We start from the raw sequence: 25,016 nt of genomic DNA, 5'->3' as shown, positions 1-25,016 counted from the left end.
CGTTGCTATGTGCCAGAGGTCGTGTAGACCTTAGTCGTGTGCCTGATAGACCGGGTTCTCGGCCAGAAGTTGCTGCAGCCGGGCCAGCGGGTCCTGGCGGTAAAACAGCTGCAACTGCTCGTAGACCTGTGGATAAGCCTTGTGCAGCAAATCCGGGGCGCTGAAGAAGTACTCGCTGGTGACGGCGAAGAACTCCGCCGGGTTCTCGGCGGCGTAAGGGTCGATGGCGGTTTCGGTGTCCGGATGACGGTCAAGTTTCCGGTTGAGGTCATCGTAGGCTTGTTGCATGACCTTGGCCCAGTCACTGACGCGCATGTCGGGGTGCAGCGGCGGCAGGCCGTTCGCATCGCCGTTGAGCATGTCGAGTTTGTGCGCCAGTTCGTGAATCACCAGGTTGTAGCCTTCCCAGCCGCCGCTGGCCATGACGCCGGGCCAGGCCAGGATGATCGGGCCTTGCTGCCAGGCTTCGCCGCTGTGTTCGCCGTCCCATTCGTGTTCGACGCCGCTGGCATCGCGATGACGCTGGGGGCTGAGGAAGTCGTCGGGGTAGAGGACGATTTCGTGAAAGCCCTGATACCAGTTCAGATCGCCGAGGTTCAGCAGCGGCAATTGCGCCTGGGCGGCGAGCAGCAGGCGTTGCTCCTGATGGAGTTCGACGCCGGGCAGGGCGGTCAGGTGTTTGTCTTCCAGAAACAGCACGCTGGCTTCACGCAGCCACTGGTCCTCGGCGGCGCTGATGCCGTCGAGAAAGCTCAAGTGCTGGCGCACCCGCTGCCACATGTCGTCGGCAATCGGGTGCCTGGCCAGGATGCGCCGGCGACGCCAGGCGCTCAGGGACCACATGGGGCTTAGCGGGTTTCGGCTTTGGAGCTCGAACCGCCGAAGCGGCTGCGCACGACGCCGATGATCATCGGTACCAGCGACAGCAGGATGATGCCCACCACCAGCAACGACAGGTTTTTCTTGATGAACGGGACGTTGCCGAAGAAGTAGCCGAGGGTCACCAGGCCGCCGACCCACAGGATCGTGCCCAGCACACTAAAGAAGAAGAACCGCGGGTAAGGCATCCGGGCGATGCCGGCGACGAACGGTGCAAAGGTGCGGATGATCGGCAGGAAGCGCGCCATGGTCACGGTTTTGCCGCCGTGCTTGTCGTAGAAATCGTGGGTTTGTTGCAGGTAGTCGCGGCGGAAGATTTTCGAATTCGGGTTGCTGAACAGGCGCTCGCCCGCCGTGCGTCCGATCACGTAGTTGGTGCTGTCGCCGAGGATCGCCGCCAGCATCAGCAGGCCGCCCAGCAATACCGGGTCCATGCCGCCACCGGCCGCGACGGCGCCGGCGATAAAGAGCAGGGAATCACCCGGCAGGAACGGCATTACCACCAGGCCGGTTTCGCAGAAGATCACCAGGAACAGAATGGCGTAGATCCATGGACCGTAATTGGTTACCAGCATGTCGAGGTACACATCGAGATGCAGGATAAGGTCGATCGGGTTGAAATCCATGGGGGGCACCTGTGGTGATGGTCCGGCTCAGCAGACCTGTGCATATGACTTCGTGTAAGACTACATGCGGGTGTAGTTTTTCTTACAAGCCGGGAAGCTCGGGATTATACGGCGGGAATAGTGAAAAGCGCGTCGAGTTTGTAGCGGGGGATGTCGCGGGTAATCAGTGGCCGACAGGCTGCACACAAATCCTTGTGGCGAGGGAGCTTGCCCCCGTTGGGTCGCGAAGCGGCCCCCTGCAATCCTGGGAGTGCCGCAGCGTCTGGATTACGACGGCTTCGCAGCCAAACGGGGGCAAGCCCCCTCGCCACAAAAGCGCCCTCGCCAAAGACCAGGCCACGCCCCGGTGTTGTTATAACTCGTCGCTAATCGGCAACACGTAGTTCTTGAATTCGGTGTCTTCCTTGAAGCCGATCGACTCGTAAGTTTTCTGCGCCACTTCGTTGTTGCTGCTGGTGGAAACGCGCATGCGCACGGCGTTGGTTTCCTTGGCCATTTTCTTCGCGGTGCGAATCAGGTTGTCGGCGACCAGTTGGCGGCGGGCGTCTTCGGCGACGTAGATGTCGTTGAGGATCCACACGCGTTTAAGCGACAGCGACGAAAAGCTCGGGTACAGCTGACAGAAACCCATCAGTTTGTTGTTGTCGTCATCGGACAGGGCCAGGTAGATGACCGATTCCTTGCGACGCAGGCGTTTTTCGAGGAACGCCCGGGACGAGTCCGGGTAAGGCAGGGAGCCGTAAAACTCGCGGTATTTGACGAATAACGGGGTCAGCAGGTCCAGGTGTTCGAGGGTCGCTTGAATAATCCGCATGGTAGGTCTCGCTTCAAATGGCTGGCTTACGTGCGTGACGGCGATGGGAAACCCCTGGCGGCCGTGCGTCGATCCTGCCTGAAAACGAATCAGAAACGCAATGCGGAAACGGTTCAGGCATCCGGCGGGCTGAGTAGGAAATTTCCTTTCATGTCCGCCCCAGCGTCCGACTCCAGTGTCTGAACCTGGGCTTCGTCCTTCAGATTGACCCCCGACAACTGCCGCCGACAGGCTTCGCGCATCAGGTACAGCAAGCGGTGCGCCGCCATGCCGTAACTGAGGCCTTCCAGTCGGACATTGGAGATGCAGTTGCGATAAGCATCGGTCAGGCCAATCTTTGGATTGTAGGTGAAATATAAACCCAGACTATCAGGAGAGCTGAGCCCAGGGCGTTCACCAATCAAGATCACCACCATTTTTGCGCCCAGCAACTCGCCGATTTCGTCGGCCACCGCGACTCGACCTTGTTCCACCAGGATCACCGGCGCCATGGACCAGCCATCCGCCGCAGACTGTTCCTCCATGCGTGTCAGAAACGGCACGGTATGGCGATGAACCGCCAACGCCGACAGGCCATCGGCGACCACGATCACCAAATCCACGCCGCCCGGATGGGCCGAGGCGTAATCACGCAGGGTCTGCGCCGACTCGTCGCTCAACTTGCGCCCCAGATCCGGGCGCTGCAAATAACTGTTCCGGTCCGTGGCAGCGCTGTGCAACAGCAGACTTTCCCGGCCGCGCTCGGCCAGTTGCGCGCTGAGCCCGGCGTGGTCGAACGGCAAATGCACAGCATCCCGGGCCTGGGCGTGGGCGAACTGGAAATCCAGTTGTGCCTTGGTTGGCATGCTGGTGCCGGTGCGGCCCAGGGCAATGCGCGCCGGGGTCAGGCGCCGCAGTTCAAGCCACGGGTTTTGCGGATCGACGGGTGGTTTATCCATATCAACACTCATCCCAGTTGCGCCAAAGCCTGGCGGAAGGCCGGCGGCAGGTTGTTGCCGAAGTGAACCTTGCCGTCGGCCTGGGTGAAGATGCCCATGTTCGCCAGCCATTGTTCGAACTCCGGCGCCGGTTTCAAGCCCAGGGTTTGCCGGGCGTAGAGGGCGTCGTGGAACGAGGTGGTCTGGTAGTTGAGCATGATGTCGTCGGAGCCGGGGATGCCCATGATGAAGTTGATCCCGGCCACGCCCAGCAAGGTCAGCAGGGTGTCCATGTCGTCCTGGTCGGCTTCGGCGTGGTTGGTGTAGCAGATGTCGCAACCCATCGGCACACCGAGCAGCTTGCCGCAGAAGTGGTCTTCGAGGCCGGCGCGGATGATCTGTTTTCCGTTGTAGAGGTATTCCGGGCCGATAAATCCTACGACGGTGTTCACCAAAAACGGCTTGAAATGTCGCGCCACGGCGTAGGCCCGCGTCTCGCAGGTCTGTTGATCGATGCCGTGGTGGGCGTTGGCTGACAGCGCGCTGCCCTGGCCGGTTTCGAAATACATCAGGTTTTGCCCGAGGGTCCCGCGATTCAGGCTCAAACCGGCGTCGTAGCCTTCCTGCAATACGTTGAGGTTGATGCCGAAACTGGCGTTGGCCGCTTCGGTGCCAGCGATCGACTGGAACACCAGGTCCAGGGGCACGCCACGGTTCACCGCTTCGATTGAGGTGGTGACGTGGGTCAGCACGCAGGCCTGGGTCGGAATGTCGTAGCGCTGGATGATCGCATCGAGCATTTCCAGCATGGCGCAGATCGAGGCGATGCTGTCGGTGGCCGGGTTGATGCCGATCATCGCGTCGCCGTTGCCGTACAGCAGACCGTCGAGAATGCTCGCGGCGATGCCGGCGGGTTCGTCGGTCGGGTGATTGGGTTGCAGGCGTGTGGATAAGCGCCCGCGCAGGCCCATGGTGCCGCGGAATTGCGTGACCACGCGGATCTTCTGCGCCACCAGCACCAGGTCCTGCACGCGCATGATCTTCGACACGGCGGCGGCCATTTCCGGAGTCAGGCCGGGGGCGAGGGCGCGCAAGCTCTGTTCGTCGGCGGCGTCGCTGAGCAGCCAGTCGCGAAAACCGCCGACGGTGAGGTGGCTGACCACGGCGAAGGCTTGTTTGTCGTGAGTGTCGATGATCAATCGGGTGACTTCATCGGCCTCGTAGGGAATCAGTACTTCTTGTAGGAAGTGTGTCAGCGGGATGTCGGCCAACGCCATTTGCGCGGCCACACGCTCGCCATCGTTGAGCGCGGCGACGCCGGCCAGAAAGTCCCCGGAACGCGCCGGGCTGGCCTTGGCCATGACGTCCTTGAGGCTGTCGAAACGGTAGGTCTGGGCGCCGACGGAATGGGCAAATGCGGCCATGGGACGGGGTCCTCCTGATTAAAAGTGTGGCCCGTAGGAGCGAGGCTTGCCCGCGAAGAACGATGACGCGGTGAATCTGTCGGACCGCATTATCGTTCTTCGCGGGCAAGCCTCGCTCCTACGGAGCAGGGGTGCTCTCAAATAGGGCATTGAGCCCGGCACCGGTGCAACTCAGATACCTTCGAGCATAGCGTCTGCCGGCGCGTCGGCGCGCTGCTTGGCGGTCAACTGGAAGTACAGATAACCCGCCGCCATGAACCCGAGGAACACCAGGCCAATCACCGTGTTGAACCACGCCATCGCGATCAAACACACCACCGCCAGAAACAGCGCGATCCCCGGCACAATCGGATAGCCCGGCGCGCGGAAGGTGCGTTCCAGGTTCGGCTCGGTTTTGCGCAGTTTGAACAGGCTGAGCATGCTGATGATGTACATCACGATGGCGCCGAATACCGACATGGTGATCATCGCCGCTGTCAGGGTCATGCCTTGCAAGTTGACCAGGCCATCGCTATAGATCGCGGCGATGCCGATCACGCCGCCGGCCAGGATCGCCCGGTGCGGGGTCTGGAAACGCGAGAGTTTGGCCAGGCCTTTGGGCAGATAACCGGCGCGGGCCAAGGCGAAGAACTGCCGCGAGTAGCCCAGAATGATCCCGTGGAAACTCGCCACCAGGCCAAACAGGCCGATCCAGACCAGCATGTGCATCCAGCTCGAATTGTTGCCGACTACGGCTTTCATCGCCTGGGGCAGCGGATCGTTGATGTTCGACAGTTGGCGCCAGTCGCCAACGCCGCCAGCCATCACCATCACGCCGATAGCGAGGAACACCAGGGTCAGGATGCCGCTGACGTAAGCCTTGGGAATCGTGCGTTTCGGGTCCTTGGCTTCCTCGGCCGCCATGGCCGCGCCTTCGATGGCGAGGAAGAACCAGATCGCAAAGGGAATCGCCGCAAAGATCCCGGGGATCGAGGCCATGGTGAATTCGTTGGAACCCGACCAGCCGTTGAGCACGAAGTTGCTGAAGCTGAAGCCCGGCGCCACTACGCCCATGAACACCAGCAATTCGGCAACTGCCAGCACCGTGACCACCAGCTCAAAGGTAGCGGCGATGCTGACGCCGAGAATGTTCAGGGTCATGAACACGAAATACGCGCCGACCGCCGCAATCTTCGGGTCCAGTTCCGGGTACTGCACGTTGAGGTACGCGCCGATGGCCATGGCAATCGCCGGTGGCGCAAAGACGAATTCAATCAGGGTGGCGATGCCGGCGATCAGTCCGCCTTTTTCGCCAAACGCCCGTCGGCTGTAGGCAAACGGCCCGCCCGCGTGGGGAATCGCGGTGGTCAGTTCGGTGAAACTGAAGATGAAGCAGGTGTACATCGTCGCCACCATCAGGGCGGTGACGAGGAAACCCAATGTGCCTGCGGTGCCCCAGCCGTAACTCCAGCCGAAGTACTCGCCGGAAATCACCAGGCCGACGGCAATGCCCCATAAATGCAGGGTGCCGAGTGTGGGTTTGAGCTGTGTAGTAGAAGTCATAAGTCCTCTCTATTTTTTATTGTTTGATCGGTTGGACTTTCGGGTGTGGCGGTACAGCAGGCACGCAAAGCCCGTGCCAGAGCGGCAGGGCGATGATTTACGGTGTGATTGAGGGCGTCATCGCGAGCAAGCCACGCTCCCGTAGGAGCAAGGCTTGCCCGCGATGGCCGTTACGCGGTCCCGCGTCGGGTTTAGAAGAAGCCCAACGGATTGATGTCGTAGCTCACCAGCAGGTTTTTGGTCTGCTGATAGTGATCGAGCATCATCTTGTGGGTTTCACGCCCGACGCCGGACTTTTTGTAACCACCGAACGCGGCGTGCGCCGGGTACAGGTGGTAGCAGTTGGTCCACACACGACCGGCCTTGATGGCGCGGCCCATGCGGTAGGCGCGGTTGATGTCGCGGGTCCAGAGGCCGGCACCCAGGCCGAACTCGGTGTCGTTGGCGATGGCCAGGGCTTCGGCTTCGTCCTTGAACGTGGTGATGCTCACCACCGGGCCAAAGATTTCTTCCTGGAACACGCGCATTTTGTTGGTGCCCTTGAGCAGGGTCGGCTGGATGTAATACCCGGTCGCCAGGTTGCCCTCGAGTTTTTCCACCTTGCCGCCGGTCAGCAGCTCGGCGCCTTCGCCCTTGGCGATTTCCAGGTACGAAAGGATTTTGTCGAATTGCTGCTCGGACGCCTGGGCGCCGACCATGGTGTCGGTGTCCAGCGGGTCGCCACGTTTGATCGACAGGACTTTCTTCATCACCACTTTCATGAAGTCGTCGTAGATCGATTCTTGCACCAGTGCGCGGGACGGGCAGGTGCAGACTTCGCCCTGGTTGAAGAAGGCGAGCACCAGGCCTTCAGCGGCTTTCTCGATGAAGGTTTCTTCGGCTTGCATGATGTCGGCGAAGAAGATGTTCGGCGACTTGCCACCCAGCTCCACGGTGGACGGAATAATGTTTTCGGCGGCGGCGTGCATGATGTGCGAGCCGACCGGGGTCGAGCCTGTGAAGGCGATCTTGGCGATGCGTTTGCTGGTGGCCAGGGCTTCGCCGGCTTCTTTGCCGAACCCTTGCACCACGTTCAGCACGCCGGGTGGCAGCAGGTCGCCGATCAGTTCCATCAGCACGGTGATGCCCAGCGGGGTTTGCTCGGCAGGCTTGAGCACCACGCAGTTACCGGCGGCCAGGGCCGGGGCGAGTTTCCAGGCGGCCATCAGGATCGGGAAGTTCCACGGGATGATCTGCCCGACCACGCCCAGGGGTTCATGGATGTGGTACGCCACGGTGTTGCCGTCGATCTCGGCGGCGCTGCCTTCCTGGGCGCGGATGCAACCGGCGAAGTAGCGGAAGTGATCCGCCGCCAGCGGGATGTCGGCGTTGAGGGTTTCGCGAACGGCTTTGCCGTTGTCCCAGGATTCGGTGATCGCCAGCAGTTCCAGGTTCTGCTCGATGCGGTCGGCGATTTTCAGCAGCACCAGCGAGCGCGCCTGGGCGGACGTGGCGCCCCAGGCATCGGCAGCCGCATGGGCAGCGTCCAGGGCTTTGTCGATGTCTTCGGCCGTGGAACGTGGGAATTCGGCAATCGGTTGGCCATTCACGGGCGAAGTGTTGGTGAAGTACTGACCTTTGACAGGCGCGACGAACTCGCCGCCGATGTAGTTACCGTATTTGCTCTTGAACGAAACGATAGCGCCTTCAGTACCGGGGTGAGCGTAACGCATGGTGAGTTCTCCTTGGCTTTGTACTTATTAGAGAGACGCGCATGTGCGCTTGCTATAAGCGTAGAGCAAAGGTTGGGCCACTGCCTTGCAGGGCAGGCAAATCAAGGCCTTGCGCGGTTTTTGTCGGACAGGCGGGTGGTGCCTGTGACGGTTTCGGTACAGCTTGGGTGACAGTTTGTACCGCTTGTGGCACAGCGAGCGAGGGGGTGGCCTTGCCAGCATTGCAAAGCACGCCGACGTGGAGGATGCTCGACCTCAACGCGCTGCAGGGTTCGTGGACCCTTTCGGGGAATAATAAGAAATGCACGACAACCATTTGAGTCGCCATGCCCGGCAAGTCCTGACCGTTACCCAGGGCAAGTCGCACCTGCACGGCCCCGGCAGTGATCCGTCGATTGCCCGTTCCTGGCTGCGTTGTCTTGAGGACTATCACCTCGACCCGGCCCTGACCATGGCACCCACGGTGCTGGAACATGGGCGCGTGCTCGAAAGCCGCGAACGCTTGCAGCAAGTGCTGCACATCGCCGGCAACGAAATGACCAGCCTGCACCAGCAGCTTTCCGGCGCCGGCCACGCGGTGCTGCTGACCGATGCCCGTGGGGTGATCCTCAACTGCGTCACCGCCCCCGCCGAACGCAAGATTTTCGAGCGTGCCGGGCTCTGGCTTGGCGCCGACTGGAGCGAAGCCTGCGAAGGCACCAATGGCATCGGCACTTGCCTGGTGGAACGCCAGGCGCTGACCATTCACCAGGACGAACACTTTCGCGGCCGCCACACCGGCCTGACCTGCTCGGCGAGCCCGGTGTTCGACCCCCACGGCGAACTGCTGGCGGTGCTCGACGTGTCCTCGGCCCGGCATGACGTCTCGCGCCAGAGCCAGTTCCATACCATGGCCCTGGTCAACCTCTCGGCGAAGATGATCGAGAGCTGTTATTTCCTGCGTTACTTCGACAATCAATGGCTGCTGCGTTTTCACCTGCAGGCCGAGTCCGTCGGGCTGTTCAGCGAGGGCCTGTTGGCGTTCGATGGCGAAGGGCGGATCAGCGCGGTCAACCAAAGTGCGTTGAACCTGCTCGGGCATATTCGCGGCGGGTTGCTGGGCAAACCGGTGGAAGCGCTCTTCGATTGCTCGCTGGATGAATTGCTGGGGCGTGCCAGTGTGAATGCCAGCGCCAGTTGGCCGCTGCGCACTCGCGATGGGCGCAGTCTATTTGCGCTGCTGCGGGGTCAGCCTCGGAGTATTCCGGTGCCGGTGGTGCCAAGTCCGATAGTGGCCGAGCGTCCGCGCTTGTCCGGCATTTGCCTGGGCGATGCCGCGTTGCAAGAGGATTTCCGCAAGTCCCTGCGCGTATTCGAACGGGACGTGCCGCTGCTGATCAATGGCGAAACCGGCTCCGGCAAGGAAGCCTTCGCCAAAGCCGTGCACCAGGCCAGTCAGCGGGCGAACAAAGCCTTCGTCGCCCTCAACTGCGCGGCCATCCCGGAAAGCCTGATCGAAAGCGAACTGTTCGGCTATCGCGGCGGCAGCTTCACCGGCGCGCGCAAGGAAGGCATGCGCGGCAAGTTGCAGCAGGCCGATGGCGGCACGTTGTTCCTCGATGAGATCGGCGACATGCCCCTGGCTTTGCAGACTCGGCTCTTAAGAGTTTTGGAAGATCGCCAGGTAGTGCCGATTGGCGGGGAACCGGAGTCGGTGAACGTCAGAATTATCAGCGCGACCCACCGGAATTTGCTGGATCGGGTGCGGGACGGCAGTTTTCGCGAGGACTTGTACTACCGGCTCAATGGCCTGGAACTGGCATTGCCGGCCTTGCGCGACCGCAGCGACAAATCCCAGTTGCTGGATTTCCTGCTGGCGGAAGAGGCGGGCGGGGAAGCAGTGCTGATTGATCAACCGGCACGGGAAGCCTTGCTCGGTTTCGCCTGGCCAGGGAATGTGCGGCAGTTGCGCAATGTGCTGCGGACCTTGGCGGCGTTGTGTGATGGCGGGCGGATCGGGTTGGAGGATTTGCCGGCGATGATTCGCCAGGTGCGGCCGGTGGTGGCGTTGGTGGTGGAAGAGCCGTCGGAGCATCCGCTGGACGATGCCGAGCGGCTGGCGTTGCTCAATGCGTTGGAGCAACAGCGGTGGCATATGACGCATACGGCGGAACAGCTCGGTGTCAGTCGCAATACCCTCTATCGAAAGCTGCGTAAACACGGCATCGCCCGCTCTGCCTAACTGATCGTTCCTACGCTCTGCGTGGGAATGCCTCAACGGACGCTCCGCGTTCGGCTTTGGATGGGACGCGGAGCGTCCCGGGCTGCATTCCCACGCGGAGCGTGGGAGCGATCACAACCTGACACACCGCTTTCGCGGGCAAGTCGGATCGCCGCACCGCTCGCGCCTACGGGTTCTGCGATCAGCCTTAAACAAAGGTGCGAATTTTCCCACCCTAGGCTAACCTGCGGCCATGTTTTACGAGGTCGACTATGCATATTCATATTCTTGGTATCTGCGGCACTTTCATGGGTTCGATGGCGGTTCTGGCCAAAGAGCTGGGCCATCACGTGACCGGCTCCGATGCCAACGTCTATCCGCCGATGAGCACTCAGCTTGAGGCCCAGGGCATTCAGTTGACCCAAGGCTACGACCCGGCGCAGCTCGATCCGGCCCCGGACCTGGTGGTGATCGGCAACGCCATGTCCCGTGGCAACCCGGCGGTCGAATACGTCCTGAACAAAGGCCTGCCTTACGTCTCCGGCCCGCAATGGCTGGCCGAACACGTACTGCGCGGCCGTTGGGTACTGGCCGTCGCCGGCACCCACGGCAAGACCACCACCAGCAGCATGCTCGCCTGGGTGTTGGAGCACGCGGGCATGAGCCCGGGTTTCCTGATTGGTGGCGTGCCGCAGAATTTCTCGGTGTCCGCGCGCCTCGGCGGTACGCCGTTCTTCGTGATCGAAGCCGATGAGTACGACAGTGCGTTCTTCGACAAGCGTTCGAAGTTCGTTCACTACGGTCCGCGCACAGCGATCCTGAACAATCTTGAGTTCGATCACGCCGACATCTTCCCTGATCTGCCGGCCATCGAGCGACAGTTCCACCATTTGGTGCGGACCATTCCGAGCGAAGGCCTGGTGATCCATCCGACCACAGAACCTGCCTTGCAGCGTGTGATCGAGATGGGTTGCTGGACCCCGGTGCAAACCACCGGCGCCGGCGGTCAGTGGCAGGTCAAGTTGCTGAGCGAAGACGGCTCGAAGTTTGAAGTGATGTTCGAAGGCGTTGCCCAAGGCGTGGTCGAGTGGGACATGACCGGCCAGCACAACGTCGCCAACGCGCTGGCCACCCTGGCGGCGGCGCGGCATGTCGGCGTTGTGCCGTCGATGGGTATTGAAGCGTTGAGTGCGTTCAAAAGCGTGAAGCGTCGGATGGAGAAAGTCGCGGAAGTCCGTGGCATCACGATCTACGACGACTTCGCCCACCACCCGACCGCCATCGCCACCACCCTCGACGGCTTGCGTAAGAAGATCGGCGATGCGCCGTTGATCGCGATCATCGAGCCGCGCTCCAACTCCATGAAGCTCGGCGCGCACCGTGACGGTTTACCGGAAAGCGTGGTCGATGCCGATCAGGTGATCTGGTACGCGCCGGCCAACCTCGGTTGGGATTTGGGCGCGACCGCCGCGCTGTGCACCGTGCCCTCGATCGTCAGCGATTCCCTGGAAGGCATCATCGAACGCGTGAAAAGCCAGGCCCAGCCCGGTACCCACGTGGTGATCATGAGCAACGGCGGCTTCGGCGGCCTGCACGGCAAACTCGCCGAGGCGCTGCAATGAACACTTTTGCCCAGAGCGGCGGCCCGGAACGCATCACGCTGGCGATGACCGGTGCGTCCGGCGCACAGTACGGTTTGCGCTTGCTCGATTGCCTGGTGCGTGAAGACCGCGAGGTGCATTTCCTGATCTCCAAGGCTGCGCAACTGGTGATGGCCACCGAGACTGATGTCACGTTGCCGCCCAAGCCGCAAACCATGCAGGCTTTCCTCACCGAATACACCGGCGCCGCTGCCGGGCAGATCAAGGTGTATGGCAAGGAAGACTGGATGTCGCCAGTGGCCTCGGGCTCCGGTGCGCCAGCCGCGATGGTGGTGGTGCCGTGTTCCACCGGAACCTTGTCAGCCATCGCCACCGGCGCCTGTAACAACCTGATCGAACGCGCCGCCGACGTAACCTTGAAGGAGCGCCGCCAGTTGATTCTGGTGCCGCGTGAGGCGCCGTATTCGAGTATTCATCTGGAGCACATGCTCAAGTTGTCGAACATGGGCGTGACGATCCTGCCAGCCTCGCCGGGGTTTTATCACCAGCCACAGACCATCGACGACCTGATCGACTTCGTCGTCGCGCGGATTCTCAATCTGCTGAATATTCCTCAGGACATGCTGCCGCGTTGGGGCGAGCACCATTTGAGCAGCGATGAATAAGCTGCTGGTGGTCGTGCTGGCGCTGCAGCTGGCCGGCTGCGCCACGGCGCGCACGCTCGATGCCGCGAAGCCGGGGGCACCGGTGGTGTATTCGGGGACGCGGCTGGATTTGTATGCGATGAACGGTGGCTGCTGCGCCATGGATCGGTTTGGTGCTGAAGCGCCGAGCTATCCCGGGGTGGATTTGCCGGGCAGTGCGTTGCTCGACACGCTGCTGTTGCCGCTGTCACTGCTGACGGTGATTGGCGTGAGTTTCCAGGCGACGGGCGGACTTTGACGATCGTTCCCACGCTCTGCGTGGGAACGATCAAACGCTACCAACCTGTAGGAGCGAGGCTTGCCCGCGAAGGCGTCGGCTCCGGCACCGCAGAATTACTTGCCGAGCTTACGCAACTCATCCGACTCAACCACTCGCACCCCATCCTGCTCTTCCAGCGCCAGGCGCCACATTGCGCGGGCCAGTTGGCAGGCTTCGATGCCGCGGTATTTGCCCGGGATCAAGCGCGAAAACGGTCCGGCGAATTGCTCGGCCATGCGCGGTTCCAGGCGGTCACCCAGCAACAGGGACGGCCGACAAATGGTCAACTGCGGCCAGTTCTGCGCGCGCAGTGCGTGTTCCATCTCGCCTTTGACCTTGTTGTAGAAAATCGAGGATCTGCGATCGGCCCCCAAGGCGCTGATCACGATCAAGTGCCGTGCGCCCATCTCCCGTGCACGCTTGGCGAACGCCACCACCATGTCCAGGTCCACCGCGCGAAACGCCTCCTCGGAGCCGGCCTGTTTGATGGTAGTGCCGAGGCAGCAGTAAGCGATGTCGACGCGACCATTGAGTTGCGGCAGAAATACTGCCGGGTCGCCGACGGGGTTTTCCAGGTGGGGATGCTCGGCCAATGGCCGGCGTGAAGGTGCCAATACCCGCGTAATCGTTGGCTCATTGAGCAAGCGATCAAGCAAATGTTCGCCGGTTAATCCGGTAGCTCCGGCAAGCAATACATGCTGAGGCGTCAAGTACATAGTGTTTCCCCCTTGATACTGTTCAGCTTAGTTGAGCTTGGCGTCCTTGCTGCTGATAGCAGCACTTTGTAATGCTTTACGCGCTTGTTGCTTGCGCAGCAGTTGCCAATGGGAGAGCACGGTTTTCGGTGCCCAGATCTGCGGTTCAGAGGCTTCGAAGTTGTCCGCCAGTTCCCGCTCGGCCACGGTGGCCTTGGCCAGTTTGAAGGCTTGCTCCAGATCGTCGGTCTGGTTCAGTGCCTGGGCGAACAGTGCGTCGCCGAAGTAGGTGAAGTTGGCCTCCTCGGAGCAACCGAAGGACACCCGGTCCGCCCGCGACGCGGTCATGATCAGGGTGCGTTCGTCTTTCAGCGCCGGGATGAAACCACCGGAATAGCAGGAAGAGATGACAATGATCTTGTCGCGATTCTTCAGCGGGGCGAGGACTGCCGCCAATTCGTCGGCCGGCAGATCGGCCAGTTCCATGCGCGGCTGGTCGAGTACGAATTCATGTTCGCTGGTGCCGTGGCTGGTCAGGTAGATGAACAGCAAGTCTTCCGGGCCGCTGCGTTCGGCCAGGGTCTGGGCGGCACGGCGCAGGTTTTCCCGGGTGGCCATCGGCCGGTCGGCGAGGTGTTCACGATGGTTGACCAGGCGAATCTGCCCATAAGCGCCGAAGCGGCTGGCGAGCATGTTCGCGACATAGTCGGATTCACGCAGGAACACACTCTGCTTGCCGTCGCCGCCGAGGGTCAGGGTGTACAGCTCGACCGCCGGGGTCGAGGCGGGCACGGCCGCCAGCGCTTCGTCGAGCAAGCGGCCCTGGGCGAGCAAGCCGAGTTCCAGGGTGTCGGGCAGCAACTTGCCATCGGCGTCGCGCACACGCTGGCCGTTGATCCAGGTGCCGCTCATCACCGTGCCATCGGTCAGCACCAGGGTGCCGCGCCCGGAATAACTGTCGTTGTCGAAACCACCGACGTAAAAACTGCCATCCGCCAGGTTCAAGCGGCCCGGGCCGGTGAAGCGCCAATCGCTGAACTGGCCAATGTAATGGCTGCCGTCGGTGCCGATCAGCTCGCCCTTGCCGCTGAGCACGCCTTCCTTGAACTGGCCGATCCAGACGTCGCCATCGGCGTTCTCGTAGCGACCCTTGCCGTTGAGCTGGTTGTCCTTGAAACCACCGACGTAGATATCGCCGTCTGCGCTGTTGAACGTGCCGTTGCCTTCCAGCTGGCCATCGACGAAATGCCCGCTGAACTGATTGCCACTGGCGTCGCCGCGCTGGCCTTCGCCGTTGGGCTTGCCGTGGGCGAACTGGCCTTGATACGAGCTGCCGTCTTCGAGTTCGAGACGACCGAGCCCTGAATACTGATCGGCCTTGAACTCACCGCGGTAAGTCATGCCGTTTTCTTTGAGGGTGCCTTCGCCGTCGCGTCGGCCCAGCTTGAAGCCGCCGGTGTAGCTGCTGCCATTGGTGGTCAGCGTGCCCTGGCCGTCGAACAACCCTTGCTGGAATTGCCCGCGATAGACTTCGCCATTGCTGCCGTGCCATTCGCCCTGGCCATGCCACTGGCCTTTGTCGAACTGGCCGGCGTACCAACTGCCGCTCGGGTAGTCGATGCGACCCTGGCCCTGCAACAACCCGTTGACCAGATCCCCCCGATAGCGTCCGCCGTCCGGCAGGCGGGCGTCAGGGGACAACAGCGATTCACCATCGCCGCAAGCGGTGAGCATCAGGGTCAAAGCAAGGAGTGCAAGTGAGCGCATAGCGGGATCCGGGCAATTAGGCGACCGAGTATGCCGCAGCTATGTGTCGTATATATAGAGAAGGTCGCGAAACAGCGTGTGCTGCTTCGCATCCGGGATGGTTTACACGAAACAGAGGGACAGCGGTTCGGCGATGTACGCCGGTTTGTCCGAGCCTTCTATCTCAAGGGTAGCGGTGGCCTTGAGCAGCCATTGACCGGGTTTTTTCTCGGTGACTTCGTTCATGTCGACCTTGAGTCGGACCCGTGAATTGACTTTCACCGGCTGGATGAAACGCACGCTGTCCAGGCCATAGTTGACCACCATCTTCGCGCCTTGCGGCAGGATCAGGATGTCTTCCATCAGTTTGGGAATCAGCGACAGCGACAGGAAACCGTGGGCAATGGTGCTGCCAAATGGCGTTTGCGCGGCTTTGACCGGGTCGACGTGAATGAACTGATAATCCCCGGTGGCTTCAGCGAACAGGTTGATGCGCTCCTGATCGATGGTGAGCCATTCGGAACGTCCAAGTTCCTTGCCGACATAATCTTTGAGCTCTGCAACGGGAACATAGGGCATTGAGACTCTCCTTGGGTTCATCGGTTTTATTGGTTTTGAGTTGGGGGGATTTGACCTCCCTGCGAACCACTTTAGATCAACATGGCAAATTGCTCCGGTCAACTGACCATGCTTTTGGCGAATGCCGGTCTATAGCGTCGGCGTGCTTATAATGCCCGGCCCCTTTTTGCAGGGGACAACGCGTGGGGAGATTGCGGGATGTTGTTACGTGGCCTGACCTGGCTGGTGCTGTTCCAATTGCTGGGCACAGCCATCAACCACCTGATGTTGCCGGTGCTGCCGGGGCCGATTATTGGCCTGTTGCTGATGCTGGTGTTTTTGATTTGTCGTGGCGAGGTCGGTGAACCGCTGAACCTGGCCGCCAGCAGTTTGCTGCGTTATCTACCGTTGCTGCTGGTGCCGCCGGCGGTGGGCGTGATGGTGTATGCCAAGGACATTGCCGCCGACTTCTGGGCCATCGCCGGCGCGCTGGTGTTGTCGTTGGTGCTGTCGATGGCCTTCGTCGGGGTGCTGATGCAGCGCCTGCTCAAGCGCCATGCCCATCGCGGAGACCGCCCATGATCCTCGATTGGCAGGGCGCCCTCGATTCGGTGATCCACCACCCGTTGTTCGGTATAGGCATCACCCTGGGCGCCTATCAACTGGTACTCGCGGCGTTCGAGAAAACCCGCTGGATCTTCCTGCAGCCGGTGCTGGTTTCGATGCTGCTGGTGATCGGCATTCTGGTGGGCTGCGGCCTGACCTACGCCGAGTACCGCAAGAGCACCGAGATCCTCAGCATTCTGCTCGGTCCCGCCACCGTTGCTCTGGCGGTGCCGCTGTACCTGAATCTGCGACGGATTCGGCAGTTATTCTGGCCGATATTTACTACGCTGGTGATAGGCGGCGTGGTCGCCACGGGCATGGGCGTGTTGCTGGGCTGGTGGTTCGGCGCCGAACACATGATCCTGATGACCATGGCGCCCAAATCCGTGACCTCGCCGATCGCCATGCTGGTGGCCGAGCAGATCGGTGGTGTCGCGGCGCTGGCGGCGGTGTTCGTGTTGATTACTGGCGTGATCGGTGCGATTTTCGGCCCGGGTCTTTTGACGAGGCTCGGTGTCCATAGCCCTGAAGCCCGGGGCATGGCCTTGGGGCTGACCGCCCACGCGGTCGGTACGTCGGTGGCGTTGCAGGAAAGTGAAGAATGCGGCGCCTTCGCGGCGCTGGCGATGAGTCTGATGGGCGTGGCCACGGCGGTGTTCCTGCCGTTGGCGGTGTCGATGGTGGTGTAAGGAAATGTCTATGAGCTTGCCGCTTTTTCCGCTGAACACGGTGCTGTTCCCTGGTTGCATCCTCGACTTGCAGATTTTCGAGGCGCGCTACCTGGACATGATCAGCCGCTGCATGAAACAGGGCAGTGGCTTCGGCGTGGTGTGCATCCTCGACGGCGAGGAGGTTGGCATCGCCCCGGCGGGTTATGCGCTGGTGGGCTGCGAAGCCTTGATCACCGACTTCAAGCAGCAGGACAACGGCCTGTTGGGCATTCGCGTGCAGGGTGGCCGGCGGTTCCACGTCTTGCGCTCGGAAGTGCAGCGCGATCACCTGACTCTTGCCGAGGTCGAGTGGCTGGAAGACGAGCCGGAACAACCGTTGCAGGACGAAGATGCCGACCTCGTCGCATTGCTCAAAGCCCTGGCCGAGCACCCGATGGTCGAGGCGCTGAATATGGGCACCGAAGCCACCGGCCAGCAATCACTGGCCAATCAGTTGGCGTATTTGCTGCCGTTTGCCGAAGTGGACAAGATCGACCTGTTGCAACTCGACGATCCGCAACAACGCCTGGATGCGATTCAGGCGTTGCTGGATGAGTTGCAGGGCGAGTTGTTCGCCTAGTGGTATTTTGTATTAACTTGAATGCTTTGCCAGTATTGTTCACGCGTCATCCTTCCCTTAGTTTGAACTCACTCACAGGGAGTGAGTAACTCATTAATAACAAGGAAGTGGTGATGATTATTTATGAAGATGAATGGGCGTTCTGGGATGATATCGCAGGTCGCTACTTGTTAAAGCATGCGGCGAGTGATCACAACTCCAAACATATTATTGAAGGCGCCGGCTTTTATGCCGACTCGATGGTGCTGGAACGCCGCAAGCGCAAACGTGCCAAGTTGCCAGTCGTAAGCCTGAACGATGATGCAGGTTCTATAACGGTTGCGGGTTAAAACACTTCGATTCTAATTTGAGCCTATGTCCCCTTGGCTTCGGCGATGCGCGGCAAGAGCAAGGTGGCGTCAAAATTAATATGTGTGGGTGGTTGTATGTCGTTGGAAAACAGTAACAGTGCTTTCATGGCTAATCTTTATGTCGACGGATTGCCGTTAGTCCTTAATCAGCAGCGTCTGAAGCGGAGACTGCGGGACCCCCGCATCACCCGGCGTGAACGCCTGGACGTTGAAGTGGCGTTGACAGACCGCAGTGGTACCAGTTTTGTGACATTGGCTGATCATGAAGATGACAAACCTTTGTTGTTCAAGTTTTCTTTGCAGGACGACAAGTACATCGTGACGGCCGTGTTGCGAGGAATGTTTGACGGGTGGCGTTTAAAGATTGAGGCCGGCACCTTTCATTTGTCAGTGAGCGATAACGCGGCAGCTGATTTGTTTTCAATACGCAAGCATGGTGTGGAAAGAGCGAAGTTTGAACACCTCAGCGCGGGCCCCTCTTATGTGCAAATCGTCAGTGAGCGGAGGGGGCGACCCTTGTATAAGGCTGACGAGGCGGGGAAAAAATACTTCATGGATGTGGACCCCAATGCCACGGTGCATGACGCGTTGAACAATACGCCCGTCGCGTTTGTTCTCAAGATTGTCGATAAAACCGTGCCCATTACAGAGTGAATGTACGCCATCGGCTGTGACGGTCGATGGCTTTTTTGACGGGGCCTTTCGTTCTAAAACGCGGAAAGAAATGACAGTGGCCGACCGTTTTTGGTCGGCCTGGTCTTGCCATCCAATACCAATGGATCACAGCGCCATTTCTGTCAGCGCTGTGATCCGGACCGCCTTATTGGATTTCGTCACGCAGTGGGGCGACATTGCGCTCGATAATGCTGAGTACAAATTCCGCCTCTTTGCCGTCGATGCGCGAAGGCAGATCGGTGAAATGCTCAAGTACTGGAGTATTGAGTACGGCCTTGATGTTGACTTCCTTGGAATGGCTGAACAACTCAATCGGTGCTGCGTCTTTGATCAAATCCGTCAGCAGTACTTTCCGTCGGCCCTGCCTCAAATGAAAGCGGGTTGGCGAATCGCTGCTGTAGGCGATCAGGCTGCGGGCGGCATATTCCATGCTGAAGGCATTACCGCGGAAGCTGATCGGGTCGCGAATGAAGATAGTGTAGTTTTCGCTTCCACGGCGAAAATAGAGTTCCAGTGGTTCGACGGTGCCGTAGTCTGCAGTAGTAATCATTTTACGGATATCTTCTCGGCCCAGATAATCCGTCAATTCGGCGCGACGTTCAGGTGTGAGCGTCTTATCGGTCAGAAGATATTCCAGCTTGTGTTGCATGAGAACCAGCGGTTTTCCTGCCAGGGAAAGTGTCGCCAGAAAAGAGTTCTTGATATCAGCCATATTGCAATCCTTGCATTGGGTTGGTGGGGTGTCTGATTGACGGCGGGAAGTTTGGTTGTGGTCGTGGTTTATGGCAACTAGATGTCTGTTTTAAAGTGTTTCTATGTGGATTAAATGTTTGGCAGTTTTATTTTGTATTAAGCCAGTACTGGGTGGGGCAGGAGGGCGATATGTCAACGGGTCTTTGTTTGCTCACAGGAGGGGAGTATGCCTGATGACGAAATTTGGAAGTTGTGATGACAGAGTGTGGCGATACTTAAATAAAGTTTTTGGGGGGCATATCTGCAACTTTCACGTGCAGGAAGCGGCTATAAAATGAACGTTATGAGCGGCAGGCGTGGATGAGTTTCGAATCGGCATTGTGCGGCGATATCGACAGCCTGGCACCCACGCACAAATAACGGCGCAGTGCCAAGCCGTTCGCGCTATATGTTAATACGCATACCGCAACATCATATGCGGCAGATGCCGCAACGCAAAAAAGGCAAACAACGCCAGCAGCGACGGCAGCACCAGCCACCAGACCTTGGGTGGCATGGGGTTGAGCGGCGTCTGGCGTTGGCTCAGCCACAGGCTCGCCGCGCAGACACCGGCCGCCAGCATCGCGCCGGCCAGCACGTCCGTCGGCCAATGCGCGCCCAAATAGACCCGCGACAACGCAATCGCCAATGCCGGCAGGCACCCCAATAGCAGCCAGGTCAGGCGCATGCGTGGCGGTTGTCCGCGTCCGGCCAGGACGGCGATGGCCAGGAACAGCGCGAAGGAGCCGGAGGCGTGGCCGCTGGGCATGCTGTAACTGGTCAGTGGGTCGCTCAACACTTCCGGACGCACCCGGGCGAAAAACTGCTTGGTTACGGTGTTGCCCAGCGCGGTAAACAGCAACGCGCCGCCCGCGAAAATCGCCTGGCGCCATTGTCGGGTGAGCAACAGCAAACCCGTCAGCAGGGCGCTGAACACCAACATGTTGCGGAACTCGCCGATCAACGTGAAGGTGACCGCCACCTCATCCAGCATCGGGTTGCGGTGTTCCTGCACCAGGGTCATCAAGCCCTGGTCGAGGGCGGTCAGGTGCGGATAGCCGATAAACAGCCCGATCAAAATCACCAGGCCCAGGCCGGCAATGTAGGCGGTGGCGTGGCGATGGCGACGCAAGCTGCTGGTGACGCTCAAGCCGATCATCACTGCGATGCTGCCGGCGACAATGCCCGCTTCCGGCCAGAAACCCTCCGGCAAGGGCAGGCGAATCGCCGCGCCCGTGGCCCAGCCGGGCAGCAGATAAGCAATGCTCCAGCCGGCGGCGGCCAACAGGCTGACGGCGGCGAAGCGCGGGAAAGGCATGTCGAACATCCCGGCGACCATCGGCAGCATCGGTCGCAATGGGCCGATGAAGCGTCCGACCAGCAGGCTGGCAATTCCGTAGCGCTGGAAGTAAGACTCCGCCCCGGCGATCCATTCCGGGTGATGGCGCAGGCCGGGCAGGCGCCGGATGTTCTGATGGAAATGGCGTCCCAGGAAGTACGACACCCCGTCACCCAGCAAACCGCCGAGAAACCCCAGCAACAGCGTTTCGCCCAGCGACAACGCACCGCTGCCGGCCAGTACCGCCACGGCAAACAGCAGGACGGTGCCCGGTACGATCAACCCGGCAATCGCCAGGCATTCCACGCAGGCCACTATAAACACCGCGGCGGCCAGCCACTGTGGATTGACCGTCAACCACCCGGTGATGCTATCGAGCCATGGGCCCATACGTACAACTCCATCATTGTTCATAAACTCGTAGGCGCAGCCTTCGGCAGCTACTACGGGGAATTGGGTTCACAGCAAAAAATAATCGCGACCTTCGACTTGCCCTCGGCGCAGCGGGTTCCGCGTGCAGTACGGCGCATACGCCGCATCGACGAAGCGGTACATCAGGTGTTCGTCACGGCCATGGGGAATGCCCAGGCGCGTGGTTTGAATGATGTGGGCGGGGGCGGGGCCGATGTCTTGCACCAGCAGCACTTCATGATCAAAGCGCTTGGCGTCCCAGACCGGCACCTTCAGCCCCAGCGATTTGCACAGCAAGGTCTGGCCGGCGCAGAGTTTTTGCGAAGGGCGAGGGCGACCCTGGGCGTCGGGGTTGTTCAGCAGCATCTGCGCCAGGCTCGCCGGTCCGCTCAACTCATCGACCCACGGGTAGGCGGATTTGATCAGCACTGCGTTGCCCGGGCCCTGGGCGCTGAAGTTCAGGGAATCACCGCCTCGGGCGTAATACATATAGATGTGGCCGCCATCCAGAAACAAAGCCTTACGCTTTTCTGTGTAGCCGAGGGACGCGTGGCTGCCTTTTTCTTCGCAGTAATAGGCTTCGGTCTCGATGATCCGGGCGCTGAGCCACAGGTCGCCGACCCGGTGACGGATGACTTTGCCGAGTAAATCCCGGGCCAGGACTTGCGCGTCGCGGTCAAAAAAAGCATCCGGCAGCGCCGTGGGCAGGGCCGAAAGGGAAGCGCGAACAGTCAGGTTGGACATGATGAACGGCGTTTATCAGGGCTGATTGAGCGGCGATGATAACAATTTGCAGCTTAATCACGGCTGAACGTCGGCAAATTGCCCTCCATTTCGACCATCCGCCTGTCACCGCTGTTAGTCCTAGGACGCGACAGCTATAATCTGCCGCTTTCATCTTTGCCAAGATCCCATCAGACATGACTGAGTCCGTCCTCGACTACATGACCCGCCTGGGTCGCGCTGCCCGCGAAGCGTCGCGCATCATCGGCCGTGCCAGCACTGCGCAGAAAAACCGCGCCTTGCAGGCTGCCGCCAATGCGCTGGACGCCGCGCGTGCCGAGTTGACGGCCGCCAATGAGCTGGATCTGGCCGCCGGTCGGGCGAATGGGCTTGAAGCTGCGTTGCTGGAACGCCTGGCACTGACCCCGGCACGCATCGACGGCATGATCGTCGGCCTGCGCCAGGTCGCGGCCCTGCCGGACCCGGTCGGCGCCATCCGCGACATGAGCTTCCGCCCGTCGGGCATTCAGGTCGGCAAGATGCGCGTGCCGCTGGGCGTGATCGGGATCATCTACGAGTCCCGGCCCAACGTGACCATCGACGCCGCCAGCCTGTGCCTGAAATCCGGTAACGCAACCATCCTGCGCGGCGGCTCCGAAGCGATTCATTCCAACCGTGCCATTGCGGCCTGCATCCAGCGCGGCCTGGCCGAGGCCGAGCTGCCGGCCGCCGTGGTGCAAGTGGTCGAGACCACCGACCGTGCTGCCGTTGGCGCTCTGATCACCATGCCGGAGTACGTGGACGTCATCGTGCCACGCGGTGGCAAGGGCCTGATCGAACGGGTCAGCCGTGACGCCCGCGTGCCGGTGATCAAGCACCTGGACGGCATTTGCCACGTCTACGTCAGTGCCCACGCCGATCTGCCGAAAGCCCAGCGCATCGCCTTCAATGCCAAGACTTACCGTTATGGCATCTGCGGCGCGATGGAAACGCTGCTGGTGGATCAAAGCGTTGCCAAAGATTTCCTGCCGTCGATGGCGGCCCAGTTCCGCGAAAAAGGCGTCGAGCTGCGTGGTTGCGAACGCACCCGGTCGATCATCGAGGCCGTTGCCGCGACTGAAGACGACTGGTCCACCGAATACCTGGCGCCGATTCTGTCGATCCGCGTGGTCGACGGGCTGGCTCAGGCCATCGAGCACATCAACAAATACGGCTCCCATCACACCGATTCCATCGTCAGTGAAAACCTGGCGGACACCCGGCGTTTCGTGGCGGAAGTCGACTCGTCGTCGGTGATGATCAACACCCCGACCTGCTTCGCCGATGGCTTTGAATACGGATTGGGTGCCGAGATTGGCATTTCTACTGATAAGCTGCACGCCCGCGGCCCGGTGGGCCTCGAAGGTCTGACCTGCGAGAAGTACATCGTGGTCGGTGATGGCCAGTTGCGCGGACAGGAGTCGGTCTGACTTGGGCGACCTCGACCCGTCAGCCCCGATCACTGCCGGCGAGGCTGGGCCTCGACGCATTGGCGTGCTGGGCGGCACCTTCGACCCGGTGCACATCGGCCATTTGCGCGGTGCACTGGAAGTCGCCGAATCCCTTGGGCTCGATGAGCTGCGTCTGACACCCAGTGCCAGACCGCCCCATCGGGACACGCCGCAGGTGTCGGCCAAGGATCGCCTGGCGATGGTCGAGTGCGCGGTGGCTGGTGTGGCGCCGTTGGTGGTGGACGCCCGCGAATTGCAGCGGGACAAACCGTCCTACACTATCGATACCCTGGAATTGATGCGTGCCGAAATGGCCGCGGACACCCAGGTTTTTCTACTTTTGGGCTGGGACGCATTTTGCGGCCTGCCCACTTGGCACCGCTGGGAAGAGTTGCTCCAGCATTGCCACATCCTGGTGCTGCAACGCCCGGATGCCGACAGCGAACCGCCGGATGCCTTGCGCAATCTGTTGGCGGCACGCTCGGTGAGCGACCCGCTGGCCCTCAAAGGGCCGAGCGGACAGATTGCATTCGTCTGGCAGACGCCGCTCGCGGTATCCGCCACCCAGATCCGTCAACTGCTGGCCAGCGGTAAGTCGGTACGTTTCCTGGTGCCCGACGCGGTCCTGGCCTACATCGATGCGCACGGTCTGTACCGTGCGTCGAACTGAAAAAAAGGGCAGGTTTCAAGGCACGAAATGACGTGTATTGAAACGCCCGAACATATGAGCAAAACGAGTTTTATATGACGAACAAAGACGTAACTAAAGTAAAGCGCAAAGGCACGTTCAAGAGCGCCCCTCTGCCTGAGCCGGTCCTCACCACCGAGCCGCTGAAGGGTGATGAGCTGGTCAAGATTGCCGTAGCTGCCCTGGAAGACGTGAAAGGCCAGGACATCCAGGTCATCGACGTTCGCGAAAAGCAGAGCATCACCGACTACATGATCATCGCTACCGGTACCTCCAACCGCCAGATCGGCGCGATGCTGGACAAGGTTCGCGAAGCCGTCAAAGCCCTGGGCGTCAAGCCACTGGGTGAAGAAGGCAAGGGTGACAGCGACTGGGTCCTGCTGGATATGGACGACGTGATCGTGCACATGATGACCGCTTCGGCGCGTCAGTTTTACGACCTCGAGCGTCTGTGGTCCGGTGCCGAGCAGAGCCGTGCGCTGAACGCGGCTCACCACAGCCCGGAAAACACCCACGAGCATTTCATCAAGCTCAACAAAGACCAGCTGTAAGGGATTGCTGTGCGACTGCGACTGATCGCCGTCGGTTCACGCATGCCCAAGTGGGTGGAAGAAGGCTGGCATGAATATGCCAAGCGTCTTCCGTCCGAGCTGGCGCTGGAACTGGTGGAAATACCGCTCAACACCCGTGGCAAGAACGCCGACGTGGCGCGCTTCATCCGTCAGGAAGGCGAAGCCATGCTGGCCAAGGTCGGGCCAAACGAGCGGGTTGTCACCCTCGAAGTCCACGGCAAGCCCTGGAGCACCGAGCAACTGGCGGTCGAACTCGATCGCTGGCGGCTGGATTCGCGCACGGTGAATTTCATGGTCGGCGGCCCCGAGGGGCTGGCGCCGGAAGTCTGTGCCCGGGCCGATCAGCGTTGGTCGTTGTCGCCGTTGACGTTGCCGCACCCGCTGGTGCGGATTCTGATCGGCGAACAGTTGTATCGTGCCTGGACAGTCCTGTCCGGCCACCCTTACCACAAGTAGTTCTGCC

26 protein-coding genes are annotated in these 25,016 nt (G+C 60.7%); 13 read left to right on the top strand and 13 right to left on the bottom strand.

What is annotated here, in order from left to right:
• Positions 1-30 precede the first annotated feature (30 nt).
• The 7 genes from FQ192_RS24845 to FQ192_RS24815 form a co-directional block, all read right to left on the bottom strand.
• A complete protein-coding gene (locus tag FQ192_RS24845) occupies positions 31-843 on the bottom strand; it encodes a zinc-dependent peptidase (protein WP_149660912.1) in 813 nt (270 codons plus the stop codon).
• A 5-nt stretch (positions 844-848) separates the two neighbouring features.
• Complete coding sequence (locus FQ192_RS24840) at positions 849-1,505, bottom strand: DedA family protein (RefSeq protein ID WP_149660911.1); 657 nt, start codon at positions 1,503-1,505, stop codon at positions 849-851.
• A gap of 352 nt (positions 1,506-1,857) precedes the next feature.
• A complete protein-coding gene (locus tag FQ192_RS24835) occupies positions 1,858-2,319 on the bottom strand; it encodes an N-acetyltransferase (RefSeq protein WP_034148104.1) in 462 nt (153 codons plus the stop codon).
• 113 nt (positions 2,320-2,432) lie between these two features.
• Entirely contained in the window at positions 2,433-3,257 is an 825-nt protein-coding gene (eutC, locus tag FQ192_RS24830) for an ethanolamine ammonia-lyase subunit EutC (protein ID WP_149660910.1), read from the bottom strand.
• An 8-nt stretch (positions 3,258-3,265) separates the two neighbouring features.
• A complete protein-coding gene (locus FQ192_RS24825) occupies positions 3,266-4,660 on the bottom strand; it encodes an ethanolamine ammonia-lyase subunit EutB (RefSeq protein ID WP_149660909.1) in 1,395 nt (464 codons plus the stop codon).
• A 171-nt stretch (positions 4,661-4,831) separates the two neighbouring features.
• Positions 4,832-6,202 carry an ethanolamine permease gene (gene eat / locus FQ192_RS24820; RefSeq protein ID WP_149660908.1) on the bottom strand — a complete coding sequence of 457 codons (1,371 nt, stop codon included), beginning with the start codon at positions 6,200-6,202 and terminating at the stop codon, positions 4,832-4,834.
• Between the two features lie 191 nt (positions 6,203-6,393).
• A complete protein-coding gene (locus FQ192_RS24815) occupies positions 6,394-7,914 on the bottom strand; it encodes an aldehyde dehydrogenase family protein (RefSeq protein ID WP_054052388.1) in 1,521 nt (506 codons plus the stop codon).
• Between the two features lie 301 nt (positions 7,915-8,215).
• Here FQ192_RS24815 and FQ192_RS24810 point away from each other — a divergent pair, with 301 nt between their 5' ends.
• The 4 genes from FQ192_RS24810 (at position 8,216) to FQ192_RS24795 (ending at position 12,657) form a co-directional block, all read left to right on the top strand.
• Positions 8,216-10,135, top strand: a complete 1,920-nt coding sequence (locus FQ192_RS24810) for a sigma-54-dependent Fis family transcriptional regulator (protein ID WP_149660907.1) — start codon at positions 8,216-8,218, stop codon at positions 10,133-10,135.
• A gap of 251 nt (positions 10,136-10,386) precedes the next feature.
• Positions 10,387-11,736: a UDP-N-acetylmuramate:L-alanyl-gamma-D-glutamyl-meso-diaminopimelate ligase gene (gene mpl, locus FQ192_RS24805; protein ID WP_149660906.1), complete on the top strand. Its 1,350-nt coding sequence runs from the start codon at positions 10,387-10,389 to the stop codon at positions 11,734-11,736.
• Positions 11,733-12,380 (top strand): flavin prenyltransferase UbiX, encoded by a 648-nt coding sequence (gene ubiX, locus FQ192_RS24800; protein WP_149660905.1) that lies wholly within the window; start codon positions 11,733-11,735, stop codon positions 12,378-12,380. The genes mpl and ubiX overlap by 4 nt, the downstream gene beginning before the upstream one ends.
• Positions 12,373-12,657 (top strand): YceK/YidQ family lipoprotein, encoded by a 285-nt coding sequence (locus FQ192_RS24795; RefSeq protein WP_149660904.1) that lies wholly within the window; start codon positions 12,373-12,375, stop codon positions 12,655-12,657. The genes ubiX and FQ192_RS24795 overlap by 8 nt, the downstream gene beginning before the upstream one ends.
• A gap of 95 nt (positions 12,658-12,752) precedes the next feature.
• Here the strand turns inward: FQ192_RS24795 and FQ192_RS24790 are convergent, their stop codons facing one another.
• From FQ192_RS24790 to FQ192_RS24780, 3 genes are all read right to left on the bottom strand, one after another.
• Positions 12,753-13,394 carry an oxidoreductase gene (locus FQ192_RS24790; protein ID WP_149660903.1) on the bottom strand — a complete coding sequence of 214 codons (642 nt, stop codon included), beginning with the start codon at positions 13,392-13,394 and terminating at the stop codon, positions 12,753-12,755.
• Between the two features lie 27 nt (positions 13,395-13,421).
• Entirely contained in the window at positions 13,422-15,140 is a 1,719-nt protein-coding gene (locus FQ192_RS24785; protein ID WP_149660902.1) for a C13 family peptidase, read from the bottom strand.
• A gap of 102 nt (positions 15,141-15,242) precedes the next feature.
• Positions 15,243-15,698, bottom strand: a complete 456-nt coding sequence (locus tag FQ192_RS24780; RefSeq protein ID WP_149660901.1) for a MaoC family dehydratase — start codon at positions 15,696-15,698, stop codon at positions 15,243-15,245.
• A gap of 198 nt (positions 15,699-15,896) precedes the next feature.
• Here FQ192_RS24780 and FQ192_RS24775 point away from each other — a divergent pair, with 198 nt between their 5' ends.
• From FQ192_RS24775 to FQ192_RS24755, 5 genes are all read left to right on the top strand, one after another.
• Positions 15,897-16,259: a CidA/LrgA family protein gene (locus FQ192_RS24775; RefSeq protein ID WP_149660900.1), complete on the top strand. Its 363-nt coding sequence runs from the start codon at positions 15,897-15,899 to the stop codon at positions 16,257-16,259.
• A complete protein-coding gene (locus FQ192_RS24770) occupies positions 16,256-16,972 on the top strand; it encodes an LrgB family protein (RefSeq protein ID WP_149660899.1) in 717 nt (238 codons plus the stop codon). The genes FQ192_RS24775 and FQ192_RS24770 overlap by 4 nt, the downstream gene beginning before the upstream one ends.
• Before the next feature lie 10 nt (positions 16,973-16,982).
• Entirely contained in the window at positions 16,983-17,573 is a 591-nt protein-coding gene (locus tag FQ192_RS24765; protein ID WP_149660898.1) for an LON peptidase substrate-binding domain-containing protein, read from the top strand.
• Between the two features lie 113 nt (positions 17,574-17,686).
• On the top strand, positions 17,687-17,902 hold the full coding sequence (locus tag FQ192_RS24760) for a hypothetical protein (protein WP_149660897.1): 216 nt from the start codon (positions 17,687-17,689) through the stop codon (positions 17,900-17,902).
• A 96-nt stretch (positions 17,903-17,998) separates the two neighbouring features.
• A complete protein-coding gene (locus FQ192_RS24755; protein ID WP_149660896.1) occupies positions 17,999-18,577 on the top strand; it encodes a hypothetical protein in 579 nt (192 codons plus the stop codon).
• 166 nt (positions 18,578-18,743) lie between these two features.
• Here FQ192_RS24755 and FQ192_RS24750 read toward each other — a convergent pair whose 3' ends face one another.
• The 3 genes from FQ192_RS24750 to FQ192_RS24740 all read right to left on the bottom strand — a co-directional run bounded on the left by FQ192_RS24750 (position 18,744) and on the right by FQ192_RS24740 (position 21,824).
• Entirely contained in the window at positions 18,744-19,310 is a 567-nt protein-coding gene (locus FQ192_RS24750; protein WP_149660895.1) for a hypothetical protein, read from the bottom strand.
• Between the two features lie 432 nt (positions 19,311-19,742).
• On the bottom strand, positions 19,743-21,059 hold the full coding sequence (locus FQ192_RS24745) for a bifunctional DedA family/phosphatase PAP2 family protein (protein WP_149660894.1): 1,317 nt from the start codon (positions 21,057-21,059) through the stop codon (positions 19,743-19,745).
• A gap of 69 nt (positions 21,060-21,128) precedes the next feature.
• The gene (locus FQ192_RS24740; RefSeq protein ID WP_149660893.1) at positions 21,129-21,824 is read right to left on the bottom strand and encodes a DNA-3-methyladenine glycosylase; all 696 of its coding nucleotides are present in this window, start codon (positions 21,822-21,824) and stop codon (positions 21,129-21,131) included.
• Positions 21,825-22,000: 176 nt separating this feature from the next.
• Between FQ192_RS24740 and FQ192_RS24735 the strand changes: the two genes are divergently transcribed.
• The 4 genes from FQ192_RS24735 to rlmH all read left to right on the top strand — a co-directional run bounded on the left by FQ192_RS24735 (position 22,001) and on the right by rlmH (position 25,009).
• Positions 22,001-23,272 (top strand): glutamate-5-semialdehyde dehydrogenase, encoded by a 1,272-nt coding sequence (locus tag FQ192_RS24735; protein WP_149660892.1) that lies wholly within the window; start codon positions 22,001-22,003, stop codon positions 23,270-23,272.
• 1 nt (position 23,273) lies between these two features.
• A complete protein-coding gene (nadD, locus tag FQ192_RS24730) occupies positions 23,274-23,963 on the top strand; it encodes a nicotinate-nucleotide adenylyltransferase (protein ID WP_149660891.1) in 690 nt (229 codons plus the stop codon).
• Positions 23,964-24,037: 74 nt separating this feature from the next.
• A complete protein-coding gene (gene rsfS / locus FQ192_RS24725) occupies positions 24,038-24,532 on the top strand; it encodes a ribosome silencing factor (protein ID WP_149660890.1) in 495 nt (164 codons plus the stop codon).
• A 9-nt stretch (positions 24,533-24,541) separates the two neighbouring features.
• The gene (gene rlmH, locus FQ192_RS24720; RefSeq protein WP_007937439.1) at positions 24,542-25,009 is read left to right on the top strand and encodes a 23S rRNA (pseudouridine(1915)-N(3))-methyltransferase RlmH; all 468 of its coding nucleotides are present in this window, start codon (positions 24,542-24,544) and stop codon (positions 25,007-25,009) included.
• Positions 25,010-25,016: the final 7 nt, after the last annotated feature.

The organism is Pseudomonas sp. ANT_J12 (genome assembly GCF_008370045.1).
In the GTDB taxonomy this organism is placed as follows: domain Bacteria; phylum Pseudomonadota; class Gammaproteobacteria; order Pseudomonadales; family Pseudomonadaceae; genus Aquipseudomonas.
This window is presented reverse-complemented; position numbering and strand designations above follow the sequence as displayed.

What these genes read in the sequence shown, in the direction of transcription:
- FQ192_RS24845 (WP_149660912.1), bottom strand. Translation starts at nt 843, where the DNA reads ATGTGGTCCCTGAGCGCCTGGCGTCGCCGGCGCATCCTGGCCAGGCAC.
- FQ192_RS24840 (WP_149660911.1), bottom strand. Translation starts at nt 1,505, where the DNA reads ATGGATTTCAACCCGATCGACCTTATCCTGCATCTCGATGTGTACCTC.
- FQ192_RS24835 (WP_034148104.1), bottom strand. Translation starts at nt 2,319, where the DNA reads ATGCGGATTATTCAAGCGACCCTCGAACACCTGGACCTGCTGACCCCG.
- eutC (WP_149660910.1), bottom strand. Translation starts at nt 3,257, where the DNA reads ATGGATAAACCACCCGTCGATCCGCAAAACCCGTGGCTTGAACTGCGG.
- FQ192_RS24825 (WP_149660909.1), bottom strand. Translation starts at nt 4,660, where the DNA reads ATGGCCGCATTTGCCCATTCCGTCGGCGCCCAGACCTACCGTTTCGAC.
- eat (WP_149660908.1), bottom strand. Translation starts at nt 6,202, where the DNA reads ATGACTTCTACTACACAGCTCAAACCCACACTCGGCACCCTGCATTTA.
- FQ192_RS24815 (WP_054052388.1), bottom strand. Translation starts at nt 7,914, where the DNA reads ATGCGTTACGCTCACCCCGGTACTGAAGGCGCTATCGTTTCGTTCAAG.
- FQ192_RS24810 (WP_149660907.1), top strand. Translation starts at nt 8,216, where the DNA reads ATGCACGACAACCATTTGAGTCGCCATGCCCGGCAAGTCCTGACCGTT.
- mpl (WP_149660906.1), top strand. Translation starts at nt 10,387, where the DNA reads ATGCATATTCATATTCTTGGTATCTGCGGCACTTTCATGGGTTCGATG.
- ubiX (WP_149660905.1), top strand. Translation starts at nt 11,733, where the DNA reads ATGAACACTTTTGCCCAGAGCGGCGGCCCGGAACGCATCACGCTGGCG.
- FQ192_RS24795 (WP_149660904.1), top strand. Translation starts at nt 12,373, where the DNA reads ATGAATAAGCTGCTGGTGGTCGTGCTGGCGCTGCAGCTGGCCGGCTGC.
- FQ192_RS24790 (WP_149660903.1), bottom strand. Translation starts at nt 13,394, where the DNA reads ATGTACTTGACGCCTCAGCATGTATTGCTTGCCGGAGCTACCGGATTA.
- FQ192_RS24785 (WP_149660902.1), bottom strand. Translation starts at nt 15,140, where the DNA reads ATGCGCTCACTTGCACTCCTTGCTTTGACCCTGATGCTCACCGCTTGC.
- FQ192_RS24780 (WP_149660901.1), bottom strand. Translation starts at nt 15,698, where the DNA reads ATGCCCTATGTTCCCGTTGCAGAGCTCAAAGATTATGTCGGCAAGGAA.
- FQ192_RS24775 (WP_149660900.1), top strand. Translation starts at nt 15,897, where the DNA reads ATGTTGTTACGTGGCCTGACCTGGCTGGTGCTGTTCCAATTGCTGGGC.
- FQ192_RS24770 (WP_149660899.1), top strand. Translation starts at nt 16,256, where the DNA reads ATGATCCTCGATTGGCAGGGCGCCCTCGATTCGGTGATCCACCACCCG.
- FQ192_RS24765 (WP_149660898.1), top strand. Translation starts at nt 16,983, where the DNA reads ATGAGCTTGCCGCTTTTTCCGCTGAACACGGTGCTGTTCCCTGGTTGC.
- FQ192_RS24760 (WP_149660897.1), top strand. Translation starts at nt 17,687, where the DNA reads ATGATTATTTATGAAGATGAATGGGCGTTCTGGGATGATATCGCAGGT.
- FQ192_RS24755 (WP_149660896.1), top strand. Translation starts at nt 17,999, where the DNA reads ATGTCGTTGGAAAACAGTAACAGTGCTTTCATGGCTAATCTTTATGTC.
- FQ192_RS24750 (WP_149660895.1), bottom strand. Translation starts at nt 19,310, where the DNA reads ATGGCTGATATCAAGAACTCTTTTCTGGCGACACTTTCCCTGGCAGGA.
- FQ192_RS24745 (WP_149660894.1), bottom strand. Translation starts at nt 21,059, where the DNA reads ATGGGCCCATGGCTCGATAGCATCACCGGGTGGTTGACGGTCAATCCA.
- FQ192_RS24740 (WP_149660893.1), bottom strand. Translation starts at nt 21,824, where the DNA reads ATGTCCAACCTGACTGTTCGCGCTTCCCTTTCGGCCCTGCCCACGGCG.
- FQ192_RS24735 (WP_149660892.1), top strand. Translation starts at nt 22,001, where the DNA reads ATGACTGAGTCCGTCCTCGACTACATGACCCGCCTGGGTCGCGCTGCC.
- rsfS (WP_149660890.1), top strand. Translation starts at nt 24,038, where the DNA reads ATGACGAACAAAGACGTAACTAAAGTAAAGCGCAAAGGCACGTTCAAG.